Source organism: Kiloniella sp. EL199 (assembly GCF_900313065.1).
In the GTDB taxonomy this organism is placed as follows: Bacteria; Pseudomonadota; Alphaproteobacteria; order Kiloniellales; family Kiloniellaceae; genus Kiloniella.
Genome location: NZ_OMPU01000013.1, coordinates 214,652 through 232,777 on the forward strand (window position 1 = coordinate 214,652; position 18,126 = coordinate 232,777).

Consider the following 18,126-nt stretch of genomic DNA (forward strand, 5'->3'; position numbering starts at 1 on the left):
CCCAGCCATCAGGAATAGAGAGGTGTGGCTTCGTTGGTTTTGGGAGTAAGAAATGAACCGAGAAATAGCCGTTGGTCTGCTTTATTCCACAACAGGTGCCTATAACCTGATCGGACAGGATTGTCTGGATGGCGCGCTTATGGCTATGGACGAAATCAATGCGAATAGTCGTTATGCTTTCAATTTCACTCCCAAAATAGCCAACCCAGGCGGGAATATAAATGAATACCAACGCCTGACAGAAAAACTGCTCCGTGAAGAGGACTGTCAGCAAATCATCGGTACTGTCACATCAATCAGTCGAAAAGAAGTGACCCCTATCATCGAAAAACACGACGGGCTGCTATGGTATACCGCACCGTATGAAGGTTTTGAATGCTGCGAAAACATCATCTACACAGGTGCATGTCCGAACCAGCACATTGTTCCCATGTTCAAACAAGTTATTCCTGAATTTGGCAAGAAAGTTTACCTGACAGGCACAAATTACGTCTGGGGATGGGAAGTCAATCGTATCGCCCGGGAATTAATTACATCCTGTGGCGGGGAAGTTACTGGCGAGAACTATCTGCCCTTCCATTCGACAGATGTTGAACGCATGATAGAAACCATTCGGGAAACTCGCCCCAGCTTTATTCTCAACAACCTCATTGATTCTTCTAGCTATGCCCTTTACCGGGCATTTTATTCCGCAGGCAAAACCGATGATTTCTTCCGCCCTGAAAACTGCCCAATCATTAGCTGTAATATTACAGAATGTGAGTTGGAGAAAATCGGTTACGATGCAGCTGAAGGTCACCTGAGCATTTCACCGTATTTTGAAAATCTTAATACCACTGAAAATTTAAACTTCCTAAAAAAGGTGTATAAAAAAAGGTCAAAGGAAAAACCCGTATCTGCCTTTTTTGTAAACGGATATGCGACAACATACTATCTGGCCGAAGCGATCAAAGATGCCCAAACAGACAATATTGAAGCTGTAAAAAAAGAACTGTTTAACAGGAAATTTCAAACACCATTAGGTGAAACAGAAATCAGCGAAAAAACACTTCACACAGCGTTACCTTATTATATTGGCAGAATAAAATCTCGAGACGGATTTGAAATTTTGCCATCAAGACCTCAAGCCATTACTGCAGATCCTTATCTGGTGAACTTTGAATCTTCTCTGTTTGCAAAGACCGTAAACAACTTTGATTCTGCATCATCATCAATAGAAGCTTCACATTTAAAGGTGGTCAAATGAGCGCCTTTCGCACACCAAATTTTAGAGGATACAAAGCCACGATCCTTCACAGGCATGATGATAATATTCGTCGACTAGAACGGCACCTTGATCGATTGGGTGTCGAAAGTACAGTCATCTGGCCTGACTTTAAAATAGACGACACTCCGCCAGATGTTATCTTTTTTGATGGCGATAACGGTTATGATGGTCTCTTCCCTTGGGCAAAAGGGTGCCCACCTGTTCCTCTCATTGCCCTAATTTCCAGTGAAGCACCCGGGCGGCTTGAATGGATGCTCTCACAAGAGACTTCAGCCCACCTTATCAAACCTATTCAATCAAGCGGCGTATTCTCAACACTTGTAATTGCATGCGCAAATTATGAAAAACGACAAGAACAGTTGATACGAATAGATACATTGGAAAAAAGAATTTCCAGCCGTCCAGTCGTCTTTCGCGCACTACTTTTGATCATGGAGTGTGGTCACCTGCAAGACGAAGCCGCATTCGCCATCCTTCGGTCAGCAGCCATGAACAACCGCCAGAGTATCGAAGATTTCGCCTCTACCCTAAGCCATAGCCAGGCAGTCTCGCTTATAAACGACTTCTCGGCAGATAAGGGGATGGCGTAATGTACGTAATCAAAGCTCTTCTTAGCAGAAAACTGAGTGCATTGGGATTATTTATAATCTCCGCCATCATTCTCGCTGCTATATTCGCCCCATTAATTACGCCCTACCCCCCTGAACTTCAGCTCTTTGAAGGCCTAACACTGGAAGGCGCCCCTTTGCCCCCAAATACCCAATTTTGGCTAGGGACAGATTTATTGGGACGCGATTTGTTTTCACGCTTGGTATACGGTGCCCAAACTTCACTTATCATTGGTGTCATCGCCAATGGAGCTGCGATAACAATTGGTACAATTGTCGGGATTATTGCTGGATTTTACCGAGGTATCGTCGGCGCAATTCTTATGCGATTTACTGATTTGATGATGGCTTTTCCGGCATTGTTATTGGCCATTGTGCTTGCCGCTATTTTCACCCCTAGCCTATGGATCGTTGCCATGGTCATTGCTATGGTGAATTGGGTTCAAGTCGCCCGAGTTATCTATTCAGAAACTGTTTCTCTTGCCGAACGAGATTTCATTGTTGCTGAACGATCCCTGGGCGCTTCACACTTTCGTATTCTCTTAAAACACATTGCCCCCCACCTCATCTACTCCACAATTGTTTTTGGAACACTTGGCATCTCGACAACAGTTTTGCTCGAAGCAACTCTGAGTTTCCTCGGGGTCGGAGTACAACCTCCAACACCAAGCTGGGGCAATATTATTTTTGAAAACCAAACTTATTTTGCCACAGCACCCTGGCTCGTATTTTTGCCCGGCCTTGGCATCGTAAGTCTCGCACTTGGTTTTAACCTTGTTGGGGATGCTCTTCGGGAAATACTTGATCCGACCATGAAGGGAAAACACTGATGTTATCCCATGTTATCAGACGCCTTTTCGAAGCAATGCTTATTCTTTTGGGCATTACCATTGTCACTTACATGTTGTTATATCTGTTTCCTGCTGATCCAGTAAGACAGATCGCCGGAAGAAGTGCGACCCCGGAAACAGTAAACAACATTCGCCATCAACTCGGTCTTGATCTGCCTGTTTATGAGCAATACTGGCGATATTTAACCTCATTATTACAAGGGGACTTTGGGCGCTCTTACATCCAGAAAACTGAAGTAGCCCAACTGATTTGGTCCCGTCTTCCCGCAAGCCTCTTGCTTATGGTCGCGGCAATATCCGTTGAGCTCTTTCTTGGCTTGACCATGGGCGTTATCTCCGCCGTAAAACGGAACAGTTCGGTCGATAACTCCTTGATGGTTGTTTCTTTTGTTGGCGTATCGGCGCCACAATTCGTTGTTGGTATCTTACTACTCTACGTTTTTGCCGTGCAACTGGGGTGGTTTCCCATTGGTGGATACGGCGATGCCAAACACCTCGTTTTACCAGCATTAACACTGGGGCTACTTGGTTCGGGCTGGTATGCCCGTATGATGCGTTCTTCAATGCTTAATGTTTTGGAACAAGATTTCATTCGAACAGCACGGGCCAAAGGCGTAAGCAAATTTCGCGTTATTCTGCGCCACGCCGTCCCTAATGCCCTGCTGCCGATTATTGCCATGATTGGCATTGATATCGGTATTTTTATGAGCGGTATTGTTGTCGTTGAATCTGTTTTTGGCTGGCCAGGTATTGGTCAGCTCGCCTGGCAGGCAATCCAGCGCGTCGATATTCCCATTATAATGGGCGTAACGCTAGTCGCAGCCTGTTCTATCGTTATCGGTAATTTCCTTGCGGATATTATCGCACTGTTTGTTGACCCAAGAATAAAACTGAAATGAACAAGGTTTTCCGAAAATCGGGAAATCAATCATTCGCATATATACGATTTTTATATGCGCATTCTTATATACAGGGAGACCCAAAGTGAAAAAAAATTGGCTAAAAGGAACCGTTGCCGCCATAGCTTTAATTGCATCATTTGGTACAGCTAACGCCGGTCCAAATGATGGCGGCTCAATGGTTGTTACTTACAAGGACGATGTTTCAACACTGGATCCTGCTATTGGTTATGACTGGCAAAACTGGTCCATGATCAAAAGCCTGTTTGATTCATTGCTGGATTATAAGCCCGGCACAACAGAGCTTACGACAGATCTAGCCGAGAGCTATACCATTTCTGATGATGGCCTTACCTATACATTTAAACTCAGAAATGGTGTCAAATTTCACAACGGACGCGAAATGACAGCCGACGATGTAAAATATTCACTTGATCGTGTCACAAACCCAAAGACCCAAAGCCCTGGTGCAGGATTTTTTGCTTCGGTTAAAGGTTTTGATGACGCTTCTGATGGGTCTGGCCATCTATCTGGTGTAACCGTTATTGATAACAACACAGTGAAAATTGAATTATCACGCCCCGATGCTACTTTCTTGCATGTTCTCGCGATCAACTTTGCTTCTATCGTTCCCAAAGAAGCCGTTGAGAAATGGGGCGAAGATTTTGGTAAACATCCTGTTGGAACAGGTGCTTATTCACTAGGAGAGTGGATTTTGGGCCAACGGCTTGTTTTCAAAAAGAACGCTGATTATTACCACGCGGGAATCCCCCATTTGGACGAAATCATTTTTGAAGTCGGTCAGGAGCCTTTGGTCGCTCTTCTTCGTTTACAAAACGGAGAAGTTGATATTGCTGGCGACGGTATTCCGCCCGCGAAATTTCTGGAAGTAAGCAAAGACCCCAAATATGCTGATAACATCGTCGAGGGAAGCCAGCTGCACACCGGATACATTTCCCTTAATGTCAAAATGAAACCCTTTGATGATGTTAAAGTGCGTCGTGCTGTCAACATGGCCATTAACAAAGATCGTATCATTCGGATGATCAATGGCCGTGCTGTTGTTGCAAACCAACCGCTTCCTCCTTTGATGCCGGGCTATGATCCAGCTTACAAAGGTTTTGCCTTTGACCAGGCAGCAGCTAAAGCCTTACTTGCTGAAGCTGGGCACGCAGATGGTTTTACAACCGAACTTTATGTTGCAAATACAGATCCTCAGCCTCGTATTGCACAAGCAATTCAGCAAGACCTAGCCGCAATTGGTATTAAAGCTGAAATCAAATCCCTTGCACAAAGCAATGTAATTGCTGCTGGCGGTGAAGATGATCAAGCCCCAATGATCTGGTCAGGCGGTATGGCATGGATTGCCGATTTCCCTGATCCATCCAACTTCTATGGCCCTATTTTAGGATGTAGCGGTGCCGTACAGGGTGGCTGGAATTGGTCTTGGTATTGTAATCCGGAACTGGACAAAATGGCTATTGAAGCTGATTCCATGACTGATCCAGCCGATGCAGCCAAACGCGAAGCCGCATGGAAAAAAATCTTCACCAGTATTCAAGACGAAGCACCATGGGTTCCAATCTTTAACGAGCAACGTTTCACAATTCGTTCAGAACGACTGGATGGTCCGGACGGTATTTTTGTCGATCCTGTTCACATTCCTGTCCACTATGACACAGTATTTGTGAAGGATGGAATGTAAGAATGTGCAACGCATATGATTATACAATCCATGCTGCACAGCATCACTTCGGGTGGGATAATTCATTCTCACCCGTTAAGACTGTTGCACCCGGATCAACATTGGAATTTGAATGTCTGGATTCATCTGCAGGACAATTAAATCCAAAATCTACTGTAGAAGATATAAAAACACTGGATTTTGGGAAAGTTAACCCCGTCAACGGTCCAATCTTTATTGACGGCGCTAAACCAGGCGATGTCATCAAGGTATCCATTGAGGAATTCAAACCCTCAGGCTTTGGATGGACCGCAAATATTCCTGGTTTCGGTTTACTCGCTGACAGATTTGAAGATCCTGCTCTTCACATCTGGAGCTATGATAAGGATGCCCTTGGCACATCCGCATTTGGACCCGGCGGAAAAGTTCCCTTAAAACCCTTTGCTGGAACTATTGGACTGGCACCTGCCGAAGTGGGCCTGCACTCTATTGTGCCGCCACGACGTGTAGGCGGGAATATCGACATTCGGGATCTTGCCGCAGGTACACAACTTTATCTTCCCGTTGAAGTTGCCGGGGGTTTATTTTCTATCGGTGATACGCACGCGGCCCAAGGAGACGGTGAAGTATGCGGAACTGCCATTGAAAGCCCGATGAACACGGTCGTAACTCTTGACCTCATTAAAAATGAAAAGCTGGAGACACCTCGCTTTACAACACCCGGACCTGTTACCAATCATCTTGATAGTAAGGGATACGAAGTCACAACGGGTATCGGTGATGATCTTATGGAAGGTGCACGCGGAGCGGTCAGCCGCATGGTTGATCTTCTTAGTAAGCGCTATAACATGAAAGCCGTTGATGCCTATATGCTCTGTTCCGTTTGCGGAGATCTCAGAATAAGCGAGATTGTCGATCAACCGAACTGGATCGTCTCTTTCTACTTTCCACGCCTGGTTTTAGAGTAGTCTATGTCTCAAACCCAAAGCCGTTCACCCGTTCTGGAGGTCCGCGATCTGATCACTCAGGTTGCGACCCCAACAGGTGCAAAAACAATTATTGATACCCTGTCTTTTCAACTGAATTCACAAGAGACACTCTGTATTGCCGGAGAGTCCGGGTCTGGAAAATCGGTAACCGCACTGTCGATCATGGGTCTTCTCCCCCCTTCTGCGCACATAACGCAGGGGGAAATCCTGCTTGAAGGACAAAACATCACTGGCTTGCCAGATAGGGAAATGCAAAAAATCCGTGGTGGAGATATCGCCATGATTTTTCAAGAACCTATGACTTCTTTAAACCCGGTTATGTCTATTGGCAGTCAATTGGTCGAAGCAATCAGTACCCATCAGAATGTTTATGGCCGAGATGCGGAAACCATTGCGCTTAAATCCCTTGATGCTGTCCGGATTAATGAGAGCAAAAAGCGGATGAAGCAATATCCACACGAGCTTTCTGGCGGGATGCGCCAACGCGTAATGATTGCCATGGCCCTGTCTTGCAACCCCAAGGTTCTGATCGCAGATGAACCCACGACAGCGTTGGATGTTACGATTCAGGCGCAAACCCTGAGCTTGATGAACGACCTCAAACGCGACTTTGATACAGCTATTATCCTTATTACACATGACATGGGTGTTGTCGCCGAGATGGCCGATAATGTCATTGTCATGAATCAGGGGAAAATTATTGAAAGCCAACCCGTTAAGGATCTTTTTCTGACGCCAAGAGAACCCTATACAAAAGATCTTCTTGCAGCTGTCCCAAAATTGGGGAGCTTTAAAGATATCTCTCCTGTTCCCAAACATATTAACGAAGCATCAGATCCGGTCTCCCCTCTTGTTGAAGTTCGGGATCTCACCGTTCGCTTTGATATTAAAGGTGGCTTGCTACAACGACCTGTTAGCCGCGTTCATGCCGTCGAAAAATTGTCATTCGACCTTTATCCCGGCGAAACCCTTGCTCTGGTTGGGGAAAGTGGGTGTGGAAAGTCAACGATCGGAAAATCACTAACGAACCTCATCCCCTGGAATGGATCTATAAAAGTTGATGGACAAGAATTAGCCGGACTTTCAGCAAAAGAAATGCTGCCGGTGCGACGGAAAATGCAAATGGTCTTTCAAGATCCCTATGCAGCGCTGGACCCCCGCATGACTGTTGGAGATCTGGTTGGTGAACCATTGATCATACATGGTCTGGCAAATGGTTCCGAACTTCAGGATCGTGTTGCCAAACTATTCACTCAGGTAGGACTGGGTCCGGAATACATGGATCGCCATCCTCACGAATTTTCGGGTGGACAGAGGCAACGTATTTGTATTGCCCGTGCACTTAGTCTGGAACCCAAAGTCATCATCGCAGATGAATCCGTTTCTGCTCTTGATGTTTCTGTTCAAGCCCAAGTTCTTGATCTTTTGAAAAAAATTCAGGACGAGTTAGATATCTCATTCCTATTTATATCCCATGATATGGCCGTAGTAGAGCAGGTTTGTCACAGAGTAGCCGTGATGTTGCTGGGACAAATTGTTGAATGTGGCCCACGAGATACTGTCTTTAACAACCCGCAACACCCTTACACCAAAAGATTATTGGATGCGGTTCCAATTGCTGATCCAACGATAAAACGAAAAGATCGCAAATTACCAACAGGTGAAGTACCAAGTCCAATTCAGAAGCTGGATTACACCCCCATCATTCCCGAGCTTCATCATATTGGAAACGGACATTTTGTTCGTGATGTTCAGGAATATCGCTAAAAATAGCTGGTTATTTAAATCATAATGAACTCATTGATTTAAATTGATCTGTGTATGAGAAACTAAATTCTATAAGCCTTGCAGGCGTTCAACCACCAGCAAGGCAACCGCGTTGCCTTCACCCACGTTAATCAGGGCATGGTCGCAATCGGCGGGATAGCGTGCTGTGCCGCCTGCTTCGACGGTTTCTGTATCGTCGGCAGATTCAACTTTTATTCGACCCGACAGCACAGTCAAGTGTTCGCGGGTTCCCTCGACATGGGGGGCAGAGCGCAAGGCCCCAGCGGCTTCGAAGCTCAGTTCGTACCACTCGCACAGCGCGGCGTTTTCAACGGGGGAGAGAATGCGCATCACACAACTTCCGTCCGGGCTGGACATAGTGGGCGTCAAGTTTGCGGGCACCGCCTCTATCTTGACCACTTCCGGCTCGCGCGGCGCACCCTCTAGCAGTTCATAGATATCCATGCCAAAGCTTTGCGTCAGACTCCAGAGCGTCGCAAAGGTCGGATTGGCCTGTCCGCGTTCAATCTGCGAAAGCATTGATTTGGACACCCCCGAAAGCTTCGCCAGCTGATCCAGCGTCAGCTTCTTTTCCTTGCGCGCATCCCGCACCTTATCCCCAATCTGCGGAATACCCTTGCGTTTTGTACTCATATCTTGCCTAAAACCTCTTTAGTGGAATTTCCACCATAGTGGATTTTTAAAGACGGTGCCAGATGGAAGAGGTTTGACCGCCAAATACAAGGTAATACGAATTAATATAGAGGTGACTTAACAAGCCTTAGAATTTCCCTTACAAACGAACTTCATGTATTACCCCGCCCTGACCGAAATCGTATAATTGTACGAACTCAAGCACTTCTTCATAGCTTTCATCAGGATGAGATGTCGTAGCTATAAATCGACGCTCTTCATACTGAGCATCTCCAACGATAATTTCATCAATGATATCTTCAATCCTTTCGCACCCCATACCAACAACTGCTATCAGAGACCCATTTTCTCTAAGGGTAGTTTCAACACACTCTTCTAAGAGATTTTCATCTAATAGAGGGCTATGAAGAATATATTTTGGAGCTGCAGACACTTTTCCTCACTATTCTAGTATTACCAACATCAACGAAAGAAACACAACTACGCGAATAAAATTATGCTTACGTAGCAATGTTTTTCCACTTAATCGGCGTTACGTGCAACGTACTGTCATCAATCGCGACCATGACATCTCCATCCTGTATGGTCACGGATAACCTCATGGAGCGGTTGGCGAGGTCCGCGAGAGCGCGGGTATCATCTCTTGAGAAATTTGTGACTTCGAGGTTGTCAAACCGGGTGGTGCTGTTTTTGATTTTCTCCCACCACATTTCTGCTGTGTTGCCGCCGTAACAATAGATCAGCACTTTATTGGCCTTGCCACAGGACTGGCGCACGATCTTTTCCCCCGGCATACCCAGCGCGATCCACACATCAATCTCGCCACTCAGGCTTTTCTGCCACAGGTCAGGCTCGTCCTCTGTGGACAGGCCGCGAGTAAATTCCAGTTGTTCATGGGCATTCAGCGCAAAGCTCAGCACCCGCACCATCAGGCGTTCATCGGTTTCCGAAGGGTGCTTGGCAACGGTCAGATTATGGGTCTCGTAATAGTGACGATCCATATCGGCAACGGAAAGCTCGACTTTATAAATGGTGGCATTCTTTGCCATGAGGTGTACCTGTTTTGCTTTTGAAGGTTTGATGGAGCGGAATGATGAGCAGTGATTAATCTGGGGTGGTTATTTGAGACCGGAATAGATGATTGTTTACGGGGTCTATTTACTGAATATGAAACTGTTTACTGGGATTAGCAGCTTTGTGAAAGCGGAAAAGGCAGCACACGGCCCGATCACCTCAGCAGATAGCGCACTCACCAAGATATCAACGTCGAAAATGCCGTCGCTTGGCAAAGTCCCACCCAGTACATTATTTTTCTTTGATCATTGCCATGTCCTTGCCGAAAAGGCATGAATAGAAGAACAATTCTATTCAATAAATTCTTATAGAAACGGGGAATTTTCATGCAGATCGTCACAACTGATTCCATCGAAGGAAAACGCATCGTTGCCTATAAAGGTATCGTCAGCGGTGATGCCATCGTCGGCGCAAACTTCGTAAAGGATTTCTTTGCCAAGGTTACCGATGTGCTTGGCGGGCGTGCAGGCGGCTATGAAAAAGCCCTGCGGGGTGCCAAGGATCACGCCATGAACGACATGATCGAACAGGCACAGGAAACAGGCGCCAACGCCATTATCGGCGTTGACCTCGACTATGAATCAATCGGAGGTTCCATGCTGATGGTCAGTGCAAACGGTACTGCCGTGGTTTTGGAAGACGCCTAAACACACACTTCGTGTGCACACCTTATGTGATTTTAGATTGAGGTCGGTGCGGTTGTACCGGCCTTTTCTTGTGAAGAGCTTTTCCAACTTTCCGTAACATAACTCACTTGAACCTAAATCATTGGCGCAGTAATCTACGTTTTCACAGGCTGTTGCCCTTGCCTCCCCCCTCCGACGGGAAAGTATCTTACATACAGGGTTATTGAATTCATCGAACCAACTGTTCGAGCATTATGCATAAGGAGGGATTGTATCAGCCGCTCGTCACAGGAGGTTTCCGAATGAAGCTATCTGCACCAATATACCAGCTGAAACGCAAAGCGAAACTGCTGGCACGTCATCAAGAAATTCCACTAAACAAAGCTTTGGACAGCATTGCAAAACAAGAAGGCTTTTCTAACTGGAGTTTGCTTTCAGCCAAAGCATCAAAACAGTTTCACCCCGCCAAACTACTTTCAAAGCTGAAGTCAGGAGAACTGGCCCTGCTCGGCGCACGTCAAGGACATGGAAAGACTCTCTTGGGGCTGCAATTGGTCGCCGAAACCGTTAAGTCAGGCCATCGAAGCATTTTCTTTACTCTAGATTACAATGAAAAAGATGCTCTGAAACGCATTGAAACATTTGGCGAGAACAATCTGATTACAAATAACAATCTAGAGATTGATGTGTCGGACGAAATCAGTGCCGATTACATTATCGAGAAAATAAAATCTGGTGCTACACCCAAGCTTGTTGTCATTGATTACCTGCAACTATTGGATCAAAAGCGCACCAAGCCCGACCTTTCAATACAGATTCAATCTCTAAAGGATTATGCCAAAGAAACTGGTGTGATATTTGTGCTCATCTCACAGATCGACAGGTCATTTGAACTTTCTGGAAAACTGATTCCTGACCTTTCAGATATTCGGCTTCCCAATCCACTGGATCTAAAACTTTTCAACAAAAGCTGTTTTCTGCATAACGATGTCGTTCAGGTAAATCACATAAACTAGGAAACAGTTTTCAATCATAGAAAAAGACCAGCTTCTAATATGAAGCTGGCCTTTATTTTAAGCCCTAAACAAAAGCAACGATGTTGTCTTAGGAAGATACCATGTTCTTGAGCTGACGGTTGGCGACAGCCAACATCGCGTAGTCCGGCTTTCCGGCGGCGTTCAGTTCCGCAAGGATCTGCTCGGTCCGGTTTACCAGTGGACGTTTGGATTCAGCCCATTCTTTGATTGCGGCTTCGACACGGTCGGTTTTCCCCGCCGCCTCGAGCACCCGGGATGTCAATTCACCCTGGTGACCATAGAGATCATCAACAATCGCCGTAACAGCCAACTTATCCCATGCAGATTCGCTCGGCAGACGCCCCGCAGCACTACGCAACCAGTCAAAGCCATAGCGTTCACCGATAGAGAAATAAGTGCTACCAACGGTATCCACAGGCATTTTCAGGGTGTGAGCCAGACGGACGATATCACAGGCTGGTGTCAAAAGACGCAGACCTGCAATACGTTTGGCAATATCAGCCGGAACACCTTGTGCCTTGTAACCGGCAATCTTCGATTTCAGCAAATCCTTGTTCTCGGCTGAAAGCAGTTTTTCCAGCTGCGCAGCGATCGTGCCGACTTCCTTGCCATAGGAATTGACTTCTTTACGGATATCCAGCGGGTGAGCCCCGTGACGCAGGAACCAGACAGTGCCCTGTTCAATCAAACGCCCACATTCCGCCAGAAGCGTTGCCTGAAGCGAGGCAGGTGCTTTGTTATCCAACCCTTCGATCATATCAAACAGCGTATTCATGTCGAACACTTCACGGGCAATTGTATAGGCCCGCGCTATGTCACACGACGCCATGCCGGTTTTTTCCTTTACCTCGTAAACAAAGGTAATACCGACACGATTGATCATGTCATTGGTCACCGCTGTGGCAATAATTTCACGACGCAGGCGGTGCTCGCCAATCTGCTTGGTAAACTTTTTCCGCAATGCCGTTGGGAAATAGTCAATCAGCGTATCTTCCATATAAGAATCGTCAGGCAGGTTAGAACTTAACAACTCGTCATAGAGAGAAATCTTGCTGTAGGACATCAAGGTCGCAAGCTCTGGCCGCTCAAAACCAAGACCTTGCTTCATGCGCTCGAGCACCATCTCATCATCAGGAAGGAACTCAATAGCACGGTTCAGAAGATCCTGCTTTTCCAAGGACCGCATATAACGGGCAATACGATCAAGCAGACGCCCACCAATATTTGCCGTGACCGAAATCGCCTGACTTTGCAGATAATTATCGCGCAAAACCAGATCACCGACCTCATCAGTCATGGATTCCAGCAGTTTGTCACGCTGCTTCCGGGTCATATCGCCATCCTGCTCGACAGCACCGAGAAGAATTTTGATGTTCACCTCGTGGTCAGAACAGTCAACACCCGCAGAGTTATCCAGGAAGTCAGCGTTTACACGACCACCGTTTTGCGCGAACTCAATACGTGCACGGTGGGTCATGCCCAAATTGGCACCCTCACCTACGACCTTGCAACGCAACTCCTTGCCATTGAGACGCAAGGCATCATTCGCACGATCCCCGGCATCACCATTAGTTTCAGTTGAATGCTTGACATAGGTCCCGATGCCCCCGAACCAGAGCAATTCAGCCTCTGATTTCAGTATGGCACGCAGCAAATCATTAGGCGCCAATTCATCTTCGGAAATATTAAAGAGATCTTTCATCTCTTTACTGATTTTCAAAGATTTGGCACTGCGATCAAAGACGCCACCGCCCTTGGAAATCAGTTTTTCGTTATAATCTGTCCAGGATGAGCGCGGCAGATCAAAAAGACGTTTACGCTCGGCAAAGGATTTTGCCACATCTGGATCAGGATCAACAAAGATATGCAGATGGTTAAAGGCACCAACAAGCTTGGTTTGATCTGACAGCAACATACCGTTCCCAAATACATCGCCAGACATATCACCAACACCGATCGCCGTGAAGGGTTCGGTCTGAATATCCTTACCCAATTCACGGAAGTGGCGTTTAACAGATTCCCAGGCCCCTTTTGCCGTAATACCCATTTTCTTGTGGTCATAACCAGCTGACCCACCAGACGCAAAAGCATCATCCAGCCAGAAACCATAATCAGCAGAAACACCATTTGCGATATCAGAAAAGGTCGCAGTTCCTTTATCAGCCGCCACAACCAGATAAGGATCATCGCCATCACGACGGACTAATCTTTCGGGCGGTACAATCTCGCCAGCGACCAGATTATCCGTTAGATCCAGCAAACCGCGGATAAAGGTTTTATAACACTCGATACCTGAATCGATAAAAGCTTCGCGCCCATCACTCGCTGGTGGGGGGTTCTTGACAACAAAGCCACCTTTGGATCCCACAGGTACGATAACCGAGTTCTTAACCTGCTGCGCTTTGACGAGGCCAAGAATTTCAGTTCTGAAATCCTCACGCCGATCTGACCAACGCAGCCCACCACGGGCAACAGGCCCAAAGCGTAAGTGAACACCTTCGATATCCGGGCTATACACAAAGATCTCGCGATAAGGCCTTGGCAGTGGAAGATCAGTGATCTTTTCAGAATTAAGTTTGAACGACAGGTAGGTTTTAAAGTCGCCCTCTTCCGTTTTCTGCAAAAAGTTTGTCCGCAAAGTACATTCGATCACATTGCGGAAACGACGAATAATTCTGTCTTCATCAAGATTGCTGACATTATCCAGCGCGTCATTGATCTTTTTATTCAGGTCGCTCGCCAGTTGTTCATCGCGCTCTGTGCCTTTGCCCATAAAGCGCACAAGGAAGAGATCAACAAGCATCCGGGTAATGTCCGGATTATTGGCCAGAGTCTGTTCCATATAACTTTGAGAGAAAGGAATACGTGCCTGCAAAAGATACTTGCAATAAGCACGCAGAACAGTGACTTCGCGAACTTTCAGTCCAGCAACCAAAACCAGTCTGTTAAAACCATCGTTTTCCATCTGACCATGCCAGACAGAAGCAAAAGCCTCGTGGAAACCTTCGCGCAAGCTGGAAATGGAAATTTCCTGATCACCCGATATCACCATGTTGAAATCGTGCATCCACACGCTTTCGCCGGTTTCCAGAGAATTAAAGTGATAAGGGATTTCACTGAAAACCTTCAATCCCATGTTTTCCAGCATCGGCAAAACATCAGACAATGGAACCGGATTATCCCGCAAATAAATCTTGAATCTGACCTGCTCGGGATCTGCCCCAAGCGGACGGTAAAGATTCATAGCCAGGCCATCACCCTCAAGCGCTTCTTCGGCCCGGGTGATATCAAAAACGGCATCGTTTTCGTTAAAATGTTCCTGATAATTTACCGGAAAAGCTGCCCCGAGACGACGCATCGCCCGGATTCCCTGTTCTTCGCCACGATCTTCAATCAGAACCCGTTCAAGACGATCCTGCCAAGAGCGACCAGCATCAGCAATACGAGCTTCCAGTTCGCTGACATCCACATCCGGCACCTGACCGCGTGTGGTTTTAATGATAAAATGGACCCGTGCAAGAACAGTATCTGAGAGATGGGTAAAAAACGCACTCACCTGTCCATTATAAGCTTCGCAAAGGATCGCTCCGATCTTGCGGCGCAGCGCTGTATCAAAGCGATCACGCGGAATATATGTCAAACAGGAAACAAAGCGTTCAAAAGGATCCTTACGCACAAAAAGCGCAATCCGACGGCGTTCTTGTAGATGCAAAATACCGTGAGAGATCGTGGACAGTTCAGCGCTTGAAATCTGGAATAATTCGTCCCGAGGATAGGTATCGAGAATATGTGCCAGACCTTTGCTGTCATGACTACCAGACTTAAAGCCGGATTTGTCGAGAACCTTCTTTACCTTGTGACGCAGAAGCGGAATATCGCTTGGTGAACGGGCATAGGCCGTCGAGGTCAAAAGTCCCGCAAAAAGAATCTCGCCGATTACCTTGCCTTTATCATCAAAGCGCTTCACACCGATCGTATCCAGATGCACCGCACGGTGTACTGTCGAGCGGCGGTTCGCTTTTGTGATACGCAATAGAACAGGCTTGGTCATGAAGTCCCGTACTTCTGCGGGTAAAGATCCGAAATCTCTCAAACCATCAAAAACATGAACATCAATATCGCGCAAAACGCCCAGCGAATTTGGCAACACCTTCAGAATTGAATTGGTGCCCTCTCCTTCAAATTTGTATTCGCGGTAGCCAAGAAAGGTAAAGTTATCCTGAGTCATCCACTCCAGAAAAGAAATGGATTCGCTAATTTCAGTTTTGGACAAAGAGGGTGGCGACTTCTTGAGTTCATTGATAATGTCGCTCATCTTGCCCAGCATTGGCTGCCAATCTTCGACCGCAGCTTTGACGTCTTCGAAAACTTTGGTCAGTTCATGCGCAATCTGGGTATGACTTTCAGCAACCTGTTCACTAACCTGTATGTGCATCACAGATTCAGTCAGGATACCTTTACCACCCCCATTAGAGTTTATGGCACTCAGTTTACCTTTTGCATCACGGATACAACTAAGGACGGGGTGCACGACCAAATGCACCTCAACATCCAGACGCTCCAACGCCGCTGTGACCGAATCAACAAGAAACGGCATGTCGTCATTAACAACTTCGATGATAGTGTGGGACGATTTCCACCCGTGTTCTTCAGGCCGCGGGTTATAGACCTTTATTTTGGTTTCTCCGGCTTTGCGCTGCTGCAATTGCCCCCAAAGGGCCAAAGAAGCCCCAAAAAGGTTATCTGCTGTCTCTTCACGCAAATCATCCGGTGGGACATTTTCGTAGAAAGTGCGTACAAACTGTTCAATCATCTGGGCTTTATCAGCACTTATTTTTTTATGAACCAGCTTGACTACTTTATCAATACATTCAGATGTACTGTCATTGCCATGAATGGCCATTATTTTTTCCTCGGACCGCTGTCGCTTTTTAATTATCAGGTTATTGCTCTATTCGACGTCTCCACCCCAGGTCCGCCCTTAAAGGTGGAGGACAAACCACGTTAACCTATTTCAGAGCCATTGTTAGTAAAAAATACGTCGCCCACAGGATAATTTTCCAATACTTACAGAAGAGTAAAGTTATCCACGATATTTTCGCTCATAAGTTTAGGGTACATGCGATAAAACCACCGAACAGACGAGAACAAAAAGAGTCCATTGGCTCTATCTGTTTTTGGTATCGGCCAAAGTTATTGAAATATTTCGGATTACTAAACAGATTCGCCAAGATTCGACCATGCAATCTCACTTTCAAACATCAAAGCTTTCTCGATAGAGTAACCAGACACATTAGTGTTTGAGACACCCCTATGAATATTTTTGTGACACCTTCAGGCCGTAAAATATCCACAATTCTCTCTATCCTTTAAAATCTTTAAAACCAATAGATAATGAGCTCCATAGGAAGAAAAACAAACCCGGACAAAGGGGGCAAATAGCGCCTCGAAAAAACCTCTGGGTTTCCTTCCGGGCTCATAAGGTAGGATGACACCTTTGTGACTTGTTCATCTGCGACTTGCATTAAAACATGGGACGGGGTAACTCTATGAATATGTATCGGACAGACACAGCAATATCTGCGCGAATGTATACGAGTACGCGAATGACCGGGGACATGAAAATGTCAACGACCATAACAATGCCCGCTTGTTTAAATCTTCGCTACACGAGATCCGATCATGAAGAATTCAGCTCAACCGCAACAATACAGCCTATCTAATTCCTATCGATTTATCAGACTAAGCTTTTCTGCTACGCCGCTGTCAGTCGACACAATCAGAGATAAATTGTCTTCCAATCAGTACGATGTGCTCGCAGATTTATCTGCATCGGTAAACAAAGACCAATACTGTCTTCTGGTAGAAGCAAAGGTTCATTCTCTTGAACTTACGATTCTTAGTAAATGGTTTATGAAAAAGATCAGGCCAAAGTCACTGCACAGCAAACTGGAAAACAAAGCTGGTGACGTTATCGCCGAATGCAAGCTTTATTGCGATGGCAATAAAAGTTTTTGAAGCTGTGGATCGCTCAGAATTTTGGGACAATGGCTGTCGAGCATTGCAATGTAGAGGAAGAGATTACCCGATTCAGCTTTGAGTGCCGCTCGGTCTTCGGGCCTTAAGCCCTGATGACGCACCAGGCGCGCCAAAGGTACCTTTAAAGAATCTGGCGTTTTTTCCAAGGCGAGGTCCGCAGCACACCCACAGTGATCTTCCATCTTGAGAGCATTTTCAGCCCCTATTCGCTTCCCGAGTTCTGTCACGCAAAAATCAAGTGTTTCTTCGTGACCAAGATTGTCGAAGGATCTGGCATCATTTGGCACCACAGCAATTATTGTCACAAAAAAACACGCTGATACCCACGAGAATCTGTTCAATCGCATTAACTCTCTTCTCTTTCACGCCGTCGCTTCATCCAGAACATCATCTTGATCACCGGGTAAATCCAGATAAGTCCCACAAAGGGATAGTACAAAAGATGCACAGCCGGATGATCCGGAAGCCAGTCTGTTCCAATAGAAATAACCATTGCCGAATAGAGCCCCAGAAAAAAGAAAAAAAATAGATACCCAATAAGGTTTTTAACCAAAGCTGTGACTCTTGAACAACAGTTAAGAATTAAAATGGAAGGTAATTTTTATATCCCGCCTCGGAAACAAGAGCCAGC

Annotated in this window: 17 protein-coding genes; 11 read left to right on the forward strand and 6 right to left on the reverse strand. The window is 46.2% G+C overall.

What is annotated here, in order from left to right; all coding sequences use genetic code 11:
• Positions 1–52 precede the first annotated feature (52 nt).
• The 7 genes from D9A03_RS15865 to D9A03_RS15895 all read left to right on the forward strand — a co-directional run bounded on the left by D9A03_RS15865 (position 53) and on the right by D9A03_RS15895 (position 8,065).
• Positions 53–1,246 carry a transporter substrate-binding protein gene (locus D9A03_RS15865; protein ID WP_120498194.1) on the forward strand — a complete coding sequence of 398 codons (1,194 nt, stop codon included), beginning with the start codon at positions 53–55 and terminating at the stop codon, positions 1,244–1,246.
• Positions 1,243–1,857, forward strand: coding sequence for an ANTAR domain-containing response regulator (locus D9A03_RS15870; protein ID WP_120498195.1), 615 nt, complete (start codon positions 1,243–1,245; stop codon positions 1,855–1,857). Before D9A03_RS15865 ends, D9A03_RS15870 begins: the two co-directional genes overlap by 4 nt.
• Positions 1,857–2,705: an ABC transporter permease gene (locus D9A03_RS15875; RefSeq protein ID WP_120498196.1), complete on the forward strand. Its 849-nt coding sequence runs from the start codon at positions 1,857–1,859 to the stop codon at positions 2,703–2,705. Before D9A03_RS15870 ends, D9A03_RS15875 begins: the two co-directional genes overlap by 1 nt.
• The gene (locus D9A03_RS15880) at positions 2,705–3,625 is read left to right on the forward strand and encodes an ABC transporter permease (RefSeq protein WP_120498197.1); all 921 of its coding nucleotides are present in this window, start codon (positions 2,705–2,707) and stop codon (positions 3,623–3,625) included. Before D9A03_RS15875 ends, D9A03_RS15880 begins: the two co-directional genes overlap by 1 nt.
• 85 nt (positions 3,626–3,710) lie before the next feature.
• Complete coding sequence (locus D9A03_RS15885; RefSeq protein WP_254055069.1) at positions 3,711–5,330, forward strand: ABC transporter substrate-binding protein; 1,620 nt, start codon at positions 3,711–3,713, stop codon at positions 5,328–5,330.
• 2 nt (positions 5,331–5,332) lie between these two features.
• The gene (locus D9A03_RS15890; protein WP_120498198.1) at positions 5,333–6,277 is read left to right on the forward strand and encodes an acetamidase/formamidase family protein; all 945 of its coding nucleotides are present in this window, start codon (positions 5,333–5,335) and stop codon (positions 6,275–6,277) included.
• A gap of 3 nt (positions 6,278–6,280) precedes the next feature.
• Positions 6,281–8,065 carry an ABC transporter ATP-binding protein gene (locus tag D9A03_RS15895; RefSeq protein ID WP_120498199.1) on the forward strand — a complete coding sequence of 595 codons (1,785 nt, stop codon included), beginning with the start codon at positions 6,281–6,283 and terminating at the stop codon, positions 8,063–8,065.
• 69 nt (positions 8,066–8,134) lie between these two features.
• On the opposite strand, the gene D9A03_RS15900 is transcribed toward D9A03_RS15895, so the two are convergent.
• The 3 genes from D9A03_RS15900 to D9A03_RS15910 all read right to left on the reverse strand — a co-directional run bounded on the left by D9A03_RS15900 (position 8,135) and on the right by D9A03_RS15910 (position 9,768).
• Positions 8,135–8,719 carry a helix-turn-helix domain-containing protein gene (locus D9A03_RS15900; protein WP_120498200.1) on the reverse strand — a complete coding sequence of 195 codons (585 nt, stop codon included), beginning with the start codon at positions 8,717–8,719 and terminating at the stop codon, positions 8,135–8,137.
• Between the two features lie 139 nt (positions 8,720–8,858).
• Positions 8,859–9,152 carry a hypothetical protein gene (locus tag D9A03_RS15905; RefSeq protein ID WP_120498201.1) on the reverse strand — a complete coding sequence of 98 codons (294 nt, stop codon included), beginning with the start codon at positions 9,150–9,152 and terminating at the stop codon, positions 8,859–8,861.
• Between the two features lie 67 nt (positions 9,153–9,219).
• Positions 9,220–9,768 (reverse strand): YaeQ family protein, encoded by a 549-nt coding sequence (locus D9A03_RS15910; protein WP_120498202.1) that lies wholly within the window; start codon positions 9,766–9,768, stop codon positions 9,220–9,222.
• A gap of 118 nt (positions 9,769–9,886) precedes the next feature.
• On the opposite strand from D9A03_RS15910, the gene D9A03_RS15915 reads away from it, so the two are divergent.
• From D9A03_RS15915 to D9A03_RS15925, 3 genes are all read left to right on the forward strand, one after another.
• Positions 9,887–10,069, forward strand: a complete 183-nt coding sequence (locus tag D9A03_RS15915; protein WP_216825512.1) for a hypothetical protein — start codon at positions 9,887–9,889, stop codon at positions 10,067–10,069.
• A 50-nt stretch (positions 10,070–10,119) separates the two neighbouring features.
• Positions 10,120–10,440 carry a YbjQ family protein gene (locus tag D9A03_RS15920; RefSeq protein ID WP_047764029.1) on the forward strand — a complete coding sequence of 107 codons (321 nt, stop codon included), beginning with the start codon at positions 10,120–10,122 and terminating at the stop codon, positions 10,438–10,440.
• 281 nt (positions 10,441–10,721) lie between these two features.
• Positions 10,722–11,435: a DNA helicase gene (locus D9A03_RS15925; protein WP_120498204.1), complete on the forward strand. Its 714-nt coding sequence runs from the start codon at positions 10,722–10,724 to the stop codon at positions 11,433–11,435.
• A gap of 88 nt (positions 11,436–11,523) precedes the next feature.
• On the opposite strand, the gene D9A03_RS15930 is transcribed toward D9A03_RS15925, so the two are convergent.
• Positions 11,524–16,359, reverse strand: coding sequence for an NAD-glutamate dehydrogenase (locus D9A03_RS15930; RefSeq protein WP_120498205.1), 4,836 nt, complete (start codon positions 16,357–16,359; stop codon positions 11,524–11,526).
• 779 nt (positions 16,360–17,138) lie between these two features.
• On the opposite strand from D9A03_RS15930, the gene D9A03_RS15935 reads away from it, so the two are divergent.
• On the forward strand, positions 17,139–17,474 hold the full coding sequence (locus D9A03_RS15935; protein ID WP_120498206.1) for a hypothetical protein: 336 nt from the start codon (positions 17,139–17,141) through the stop codon (positions 17,472–17,474).
• Here the strand turns inward: D9A03_RS15935 and D9A03_RS15940 are convergent.
• Together D9A03_RS15940 and D9A03_RS15945 are read right to left on the reverse strand one after the other, a co-directional pair.
• Positions 17,447–17,800: a hypothetical protein gene (locus D9A03_RS15940; RefSeq protein WP_162938197.1), complete on the reverse strand. Its 354-nt coding sequence runs from the start codon at positions 17,798–17,800 to the stop codon at positions 17,447–17,449. The two genes, D9A03_RS15935 and D9A03_RS15940, sit on opposite strands and share 28 nt — an antisense overlap.
• A gap of 41 nt (positions 17,801–17,841) precedes the next feature.
• Entirely contained in the window at positions 17,842–18,048 is a 207-nt protein-coding gene (locus D9A03_RS15945; protein WP_162938198.1) for a DUF2842 domain-containing protein, read from the reverse strand.
• Positions 18,049–18,126 lie beyond the last annotated feature (78 nt).